Annotated in this window: 6 protein-coding genes and 1 tRNA gene; 4 read left to right on the plus strand and 3 right to left on the minus strand. The window is 63.6% G+C overall.

The window, feature by feature from the left end; translation table 11 throughout:
- From JYJ84_RS30500 to JYJ84_RS30510, 3 genes are all read left to right on the plus strand, one after another.
- On the plus strand, nt 1-309 hold a 309-nt coding region (locus JYJ84_RS30500; protein ID WP_275890749.1), incomplete at its 5' end, for a non-canonical purine NTP pyrophosphatase.
- Nucleotides 310-343: 34 nt separating this feature from the next.
- Nucleotides 344-1,558 (plus strand): radical SAM family heme chaperone HemW, encoded by a 1,215-nt coding sequence (gene hemW / locus JYJ84_RS30505; protein ID WP_175222807.1) that lies wholly within the window; start codon nt 344-346, stop codon nt 1,556-1,558.
- 44 nt (nt 1,559-1,602) lie between these two features.
- Nucleotides 1,603-1,690, plus strand: a tRNA-Ser gene (locus JYJ84_RS30510).
- 140 nt (nt 1,691-1,830) lie between these two features.
- On the opposite strand, the gene JYJ84_RS30515 is transcribed toward JYJ84_RS30510, so the two are convergent.
- The 3 genes from JYJ84_RS30515 to JYJ84_RS30525 form a co-directional block, all read right to left on the minus strand.
- Entirely contained in the window at nt 1,831-2,124 is a 294-nt protein-coding gene (locus JYJ84_RS30515) for a PAAR domain-containing protein (protein WP_240201923.1), read from the minus strand.
- A 26-nt stretch (nt 2,125-2,150) separates the two neighbouring features.
- Nucleotides 2,151-3,035: a hypothetical protein gene (locus JYJ84_RS30520; protein WP_122946619.1), complete on the minus strand. Its 885-nt coding sequence runs from the start codon at nt 3,033-3,035 to the stop codon at nt 2,151-2,153.
- Between the two features lie 76 nt (nt 3,036-3,111).
- Entirely contained in the window at nt 3,112-3,339 is a 228-nt protein-coding gene (locus JYJ84_RS30525; protein WP_374102143.1) for a hypothetical protein, read from the minus strand.
- A 184-nt stretch (nt 3,340-3,523) separates the two neighbouring features.
- On the opposite strand from JYJ84_RS30525, the gene JYJ84_RS30530 reads away from it, so the two are divergent.
- Nucleotides 3,524-3,919, plus strand: a complete 396-nt coding sequence (locus tag JYJ84_RS30530) for a hypothetical protein (protein WP_043181759.1) — start codon at nt 3,524-3,526, stop codon at nt 3,917-3,919.
- Nucleotides 3,920-3,931: the final 12 nt, after the last annotated feature.

Consider the following 3,931-nt stretch of genomic DNA (forward strand, 5'->3'; position numbering starts at 1 on the left):
GACGCGGCGAACAACGCGTATCTCGTCGAGCAGTTGCGCGGCGTCGACGACCGGCGCGCATACTACTGCTGCGTACTCGCGCTCGTGCGCCATGCGGATGACCCCGAGCCGCTGTTCGCCGAAGGGCGCTGGGCGGGCGAGATCGTCGACACGCCGCGCGGCGAGCACGGATTCGGCTACGACCCGTATTTCTACCTGCCATCGCTCGGCGCGACGGCCGCCGAACTCGAGCCGGCCGTGAAGAACACGCACAGCCATCGCGCGCTGGCGCTGAAGGCGCTGCTGGCGCGGCTCGCGGAGGAAGCATGAGCACGCCCGATACCCGTTCGCCAACGGAGGCCGCATGAGCCAGGCCGCGGAAACCGGCGCGCGCGTCGTCGCGACCTTCACGTCGCCCGGCCAGGTGCGACTCACGTCGCTGCCGCCGCTCGCGCTGTACGTGCATTTCCCGTGGTGCGTGCGCAAGTGCCCGTACTGCGATTTCAATTCGCACGAGTGGAAGGGCGAACGGTTTCCGGAAACCGAGTATCTCGACGCGCTGCGCGCCGATCTCGAGCAGGCGCTGCCGCTCGTGTGGGGCCGGCAGGTGCATACGGTATTCATCGGCGGCGGCACGCCAAGCCTGCTGTCGGCGGCCGGCCTCGACCGGATGCTGTCCGACGTGCGTGCGCTGCTGCCGCTCGACGCCGATGCCGAGATCACGCTCGAGGCAAATCCGGGCACGTTCGAGGCCGCGAAGTTCGCGCAGTTCCGCGCGAGCGGCGTGAATCGCCTGTCGGTCGGCATCCAGAGCTTCAACGAAACGCACCTGAAGGCGCTCGGCCGGATTCACGACACCACGCAGGCACGCGCGGCCGTCGAGATCGCCGCGAAGAATTTCGACAACTTCAACCTCGACCTGATGTTCGCGCTGCCGAACCAGACGCTCGACGAATGCCGTACCGACATCGAGACCGCGCTGTCGTACGCGCCGCCGCATCTGTCGCTGTATCACCTGACGCTCGAGCCGAATACGCTGTTCGCGAAGTTTCCGCCGGTCGTGCCCGACGATGACGCATCGGCCGACATGCAGGAATGGATCCACGCGCGTACGGCCGAGGCCGGTTACGGGCGCTACGAAGTGTCGGCGTATGCGAAGCCGAATCATCAGTGCAAGCACAACCTGAACTACTGGCGCTTCGGCGACTATCTCGGGATCGGTGCGGGTGCACACACGAAGCTGTCGTTCCCGAACCGGATCCTGCGGCAGGCACGCTACAAGCATCCGGCGACCTTCATCGAGCAGGCGATGGCCGGCACGGCCGTACAGGAAGAGCGCGAAGTCGGTGCGCGCGACCTGCCGTTCGAGTTCATGCTGAACACGCTGCGGCTCGTCAAGGGCTTCCCCGTGCCCAGCTTCGCCGAACGCACCGGGCTGCCGATGAGCACGATCGAGCCGGCGCTGCAGGAAGCGGAACGGCGCGGGCTGATCTCGCGCGATTTCGCGCAGATCGCACCGACGCCGCTCGGCCAGCGTTTCCTCAACGACCTGCAGGAATTGTTCCTGCGCGACGATTGAAGGGATGAACGAGGCGGCATTTCGGTTACAATGCCGCCTCGTGTGGAAGCGTGGCCGAGCGGTTTAAGGCACCGGTCTTGAAAACCGGCGACGGGAAACTGTCCGTGAGTTCGAATCTCACCGCTTCCGCCAGAGCTTCAAAGAAAACGGGCCGCTCGGCCCGTTTTTCATTTCCGACAGCGATCAGGCGCTCGCGGACATCCGCCTGCGCTGCTCACGGTACATCGTCGGCACGGTTCGTGTGCGTGGTCACGCGCAATCGACGGTGCCGTTCACGACTCGGCACCGCCGGGCTGGGCCAGCAGCACCGCGCCGCACGTCGTCGTGTGCCCTTCCAGCGCAACCAACGCACCGAAATCCAGACTGTTCGCACAACTCTCCGCGATCTCGAAGACATGAGGTGCGCAAATCGGACAGGTCACCTTGTCGCCTTTGCGCGCGATCGCAATCGCCTCGCGCCCCCATGTCGAAGAAGGGCTGCCGGAAATCACCCGCCCGCCATGACTGGTCGGGTCGCCCACGACGATCTGCGCCTTCCCGCCTGCTGTTGCTCGCATCACCTGCATCACCTCGTCACGAAGGGGCGGACACGTCACTTCAACGCCTGGATGGGCGGATCCTGGTAGGCCGTGTCGATCGTATAGCCCTGACCCTTCAGCGCAGCCTCGGTAGCGATGCGCTTCGCGTGGTACTTCTGCAGTTCCGCGGGCAACAGCGTCTTCCAGTTGCGAATTTTTTCGGCGTTCCCGGGGAAATACCCCAGCCCGTAGAACGCATACTCGTTCCTGATGCGAGCCGTCAGAAGATAGGTCGTCTTCCCGACAAAGCCGCCCATGTTCTTTTCCGACAGCGAAATCTCCAGATAGGCGCCATCTGCATAAAACACCCATCTCGGCATTTCCTTCACGGCGGCCTTCCACTCCTCGATCGTCGGTGTGTAACCGGAATCGAGGGAATAAATCGAATACGCCTTCATGTAGTCCCACGCCTGCTTGCCGGTCAGGCGCGGATTGCTGACGTCGATGTACCGGACCCAGCCGTTCGCGCGCAGATCCTGAAACAGTTTCGTCATGCGCGCCAATGCGGCCTCGTGCGTGTCGGCCTGCTCGGGGCTGACGCCAAAACTGATATTCCACGTGTAGATGCCGCCCGGCACATCCTTGTCCGCTGAACCCGCCGCGGACAGCACGTTGTCCAGCACGAAGCCATGCGTCCCCTGCATGAACTTCACCGTGCCGAGATTGCCGCGCATCCAGTCATGCTGATAAAAGCGCGTACCTGACGGATGATTGTCGACAGACGCGCCCGGACCGTTGAGATCGGAGTCCCTGGGATCGCCGAGCCGGATAACTGTAAGTGATGAAGTCATGCCGTTGCGGTTGTCGAGGGTTGAGCGGGCATTCCCGTCGTGCGATGCGAGTACGACGCCAAGCAGGAGCGCCCCGAGGACCAGTACAAAGAAATGAGTCTTTTTCATCAGGTATCGGGTCTGTCGCCCCAGCTTTTGATCGTTCCGAGATAATCGAGCATGACTTGCTTCCCGGGCCCCTGCATCAACCCGTCGTACTTCGTTGCTGCCGTCTGGAATCAGGATCTTCAGCTTGGTCGCTGCGCGTCGACAGCACATCGAGCGTGAAGTCGTAATGCCGGCCGATCTGCGAAAGCCCCGCCGCACGCTGCGGCAACAACACGTCGGGCCCAAGCGGAGTGTCGACTTTCAGCAGGCGGTCCTGCTGGATCAGCCCCCCTTGAAGCGCCCGCAGGATATCCTGCGCACTCATTCCAATCCCTTTATTGCTTCTTTTGCCGTCGTTTTTTCACCAGATGGTGGCTGGCGCTCTCAGCGCCGCGATTCTACAGTCCAATAGTCGACCACTCTCGTGGCCGTGCCCTCACTTCCGGACGCGCCTCGCCGGATGCCGTTACAATCCGGCGCTCCGATTCGCGAAACGGGAAACCCACGTCATGAAGCCCTTCATCGTCTCGTCGCTCGCCGCGCTGCTGGTTGCCGTCAGCACGCAGGCGACGGCCGACACCGCCTCCGGCAGCGACGCGCAAGCGTCGTGCGCGATCGCCTACGTGACCGGCGTCGGCGGCTCGCCGCGCGGCCTGAGCGAGTACCTCGCGAGCCCGTCGCCCTACAACTACCTGAAGGACAACGACCTCCAGTGCAAGGTGGGCGACGACGGACGCACGTCGAACTGCACCGGCGTGACTTACCTCCGGAACGAGCAGGTCAGCGTGTACGACGATTCCGATCCGGCGACGCTGACCGTCGTGGCACGCGTGGAACTCGACCACGGCCAGAAATACCCGGTGATCATCGTCGTACAGCGCAAGGACGCGCGCTGCAAACAATGATGCAGCGCCGCG

This window comes from Burkholderia sp. LMG 13014 (assembly GCF_905232215.1).
GTDB lineage: Bacteria > Pseudomonadota > Gammaproteobacteria > Burkholderiales > Burkholderiaceae > Burkholderia.

Bases quoted from the DNA above. Each gene is read 5' to 3' on its own strand.
- hemW (WP_175222807.1), top strand. From the start codon at position 344: ATGAGCCAGGCCGCGGAAACCGGCGCGCGCGTCGTCGCGACCTTCACG.
- JYJ84_RS30515 (WP_240201923.1), bottom strand. From the start codon at position 2,124: ATGCAGGTGATGCGAGCAACAGCAGGCGGGAAGGCGCAGATCGTCGTG.
- JYJ84_RS30520 (WP_122946619.1), bottom strand. From the start codon at position 3,035: ATGAAAAAGACTCATTTCTTTGTACTGGTCCTCGGGGCGCTCCTGCTT.
- JYJ84_RS30525 (WP_374102143.1), bottom strand. From the start codon at position 3,339: ATGAGTGCGCAGGATATCCTGCGGGCGCTTCAAGGGGGGCTGATCCAG.
- JYJ84_RS30530 (WP_043181759.1), top strand. From the start codon at position 3,524: ATGAAGCCCTTCATCGTCTCGTCGCTCGCCGCGCTGCTGGTTGCCGTC.